Source organism: Mesorhizobium sp. WSM3626, from assembly GCF_000513935.1.
GTDB lineage: Bacteria > Pseudomonadota > Alphaproteobacteria > Rhizobiales > Rhizobiaceae > Mesorhizobium > Mesorhizobium salmacidum.
Genome location: NZ_AZUY01000094.1, coordinates 1 through 2,876, shown reverse-complemented (window position 1 = coordinate 2,876; position 2,876 = coordinate 1). Strand labels below are relative to the sequence as shown.

Genomic DNA, 2,876 nt, shown 5'->3' with positions numbered 1-2,876 from the left:
CAGACCATCTCGGGGCTGGAGAACTTCACCTATACGGTCACCGACAGCGTCGGCAATTCCACCACCGGCACCGTCACCGTCAACATCATCGACGACGTGCCGAAAGCCATCGGCACGGCCCAGCTCACGGCAAATGTCGATGAGGACGGCCTCCACAATGCCCAGTCTGTCGGCAATGTCGACAATTCCCAGCCCGGCGAAGTAGCCGGGACCAACTCGGCCATTGCCACAGGCGCCGCCGGTGCCTTGAATCTTCTCGTCGATTTCGGTGCGGACGGTCCGAACCCGACATCGGCCTTTGGGCTGGTCACGCAAGCTGCTCCTTCCGACTCCGGCATCGACTCGAAGGGCGCGGATGTCCTGATTGTCTCCGACGGCACCACGCTCACCGGCTATGTCGATATCGGCGGCGGAGCCGGCTACCAGGCGGGCACGGACAGACCGGTGTTTACGCTGACTGTCGGCGCCGACGGCTCATACATCTTCACGTTGATCGATCAGATCGACCATCCGACGCTGAACGGCGCCGTGGGTGACAATACGGAAAACACGCTTACGAATGGCGGGATCGACTTTTCGTCTTTCATCATTGCCAAGGATGGCGATGGCGACACCGTCGAACTGGCGGCCGGCACGTTCAAGGTCCAGGTGCTCGACGATGTTCCGCAGATCACCGCGCGGGATGCCGCCACCACGACGACCACCACCACGGAAACGATCGTCTACACGCTGCAGGCCGGTAACACCGATGTTCGCGGCATGGACGGCGCCGGAAATCACGACATCAAGCTGTCCGGCGTCGACGTCAATGAGGGCGACAATTCCGTCAACACCACCGGCACCAAGATCGGCGTCGGCGACGGCCAGATCATCGATGGATACGAGACCCATCCAGGTGTGACCGGACCTGAAATCCTGACCATGGATTTCGTCAACAACCTCGTGGTCACGGCCGCCAATCCAAATCCGCCGATCATCACCGATAGCGGTTCCTATGATGTGTCATCCGTCGCCTTCACCATAGACGTCGCCGAAGCCAAGGGCATCGAGAGTGCGGTCCTGTTCATCGGCGCTAAGGATGGCGGCGTGTTCGAGCCGTTCACCGTGACGGTCAATGGCGTGCTCACAGCCGGCACCGCCGTCTTCGAAAGCGGCGTGCAGGTCGGCTACGCCTTCGCCGGGGTACCGGATGGCGCTACCGTGGAAGTCGTGGGCAGCACCCCATTCGATCAGCTCAAGGTGGGCAACTACAACAACTTCACGTTCGATTCCAATGCGGGCGGCACCGATGCCACCTTGAGCGGGGGGAATCCGTTCAAGATCTTCGGCATCGAGGCGAAGATCACGACCGTCACGACACAGACCGAGGTCTTCCGGGTCAGCCATGACGAATCCGCCGGCGTCAACAATTCCGCCGACCCCAATCCGGCCAACGATACGGCCCTGCCCCCGCCGGCTCTGGTCCAGGAGGCTGACGCGCTCGGCTATGCGAAATCGTCGGCAAGCGCGCTCGGGCTCTTCAACGCCTCGGTCGGCGCCGACGAAAATGCCACGTTCTCCTTCGCGGTGACCGATGCCAACGGAAATGCGCTCGTCAATGTCGATTCCGGACTGAAGACGATCGGTGGCGCGACAATTCTGCTCTCGACGAACGCCGACGGCGTTCTCGTGGGGTCGGCCAACGGCGTCGACGTATTCAAGGTCTATGTCGACCCGACCGGCGCGGTCTGGATCGGCCAGTATCAACCGATCGCGCACAGCATCGATGGCGGCAGTGCGGCTGCCTTCGACGACATCGCGACCGTCGCCGCCGATCTGCACGTCAAGGCGACGATCACAGATTTCGACGGCGATTCGACCACCGCCGTTTCCCATGTCGCCCTGAGCGTCGAATTCCAGGATGACGGCCCGGCGGCCGTCAATGATCAGGATTCGGTGACCGAGGACGGACCGACGACGGCTGACGGCAATGTCGTTACCGGCACCGGCGGCAGCGACGCCAATAACACCGACGGCCACGCCGACCATCTTGGCAGCGACGGCTTCGGCGCGATCGCCTGGGATGGCGCTGTCACCAATCACGTCAACGGGATTTACGGCCAGCTGACAGTTGGCGCCGACGGCAGTTACAGCTACGCGCTCTATACGCAGGCCCAGAATCCGGCTGCCTATGCCGCGGTCCAGGGTCTTTCGGCGAGCCAGAGCCTGAGCGAAAGCTTCGGCTACACCGTGACGGACGGCGACGGCGACACTTCGCCGGCGTCCCTGACGATCACCGTCAACGGCGCCGATGACATCACCACCATTTCAGGCCTGACGCCTCAGGCGGATGGCGGCGACGCGACGGTCGACGAGAAGGGACTGCCGCCACACGGATCCAATCCCGCAGGGTCGGGAGAATTGTTCGACAGCAATCCAAACAACAATTCCGACCATTCGGAAACCGCCATCGGCACATTCGCCTTCACTTCGCCCGATGGTCTGGGATCGCTGCAGGTCGGCACGACTACCATCAGCTACGCCAATCTGGCCAATTCCGGTTCGGTTCCGGTCGTCATTACCGGCGGCCCGGCCTATGGCACACTCACGATCACGGGCTTCAGCGGAACAAACGCCGGTGGCACGGTCACCTACAGCTTCACGCTGACCGACAATGTTGCGCATCCGGGCGTGGGGATCACCGGCGCAGCTGACCAGCTTTTCGCCAACTATGGCGTTGTCGTCACCGACGAGGATGGCAGTGCATCGAGTTCGACGCTGTCGATCGCCATCAATGATGATGGACCCACCGCCCATGTCGACAGCGGCAATGTCAATGAAGGCGCGTTGCTCAGCGTTGCCGCCGTTGCCGGCGTGCTGGTCAATGACGTCGCCGG

Annotated in this window: 1 protein-coding gene; it reads left to right on the top strand. The window is 62.3% G+C overall.

Features of this window, described 5'->3' with window-relative positions; all coding sequences use genetic code 11:
- Window positions 1-2,876: VCBS domain-containing protein (locus M653_RS0131000; RefSeq protein WP_027146770.1), on the top strand; the 2,876-nt coding region annotated here is incomplete at both ends.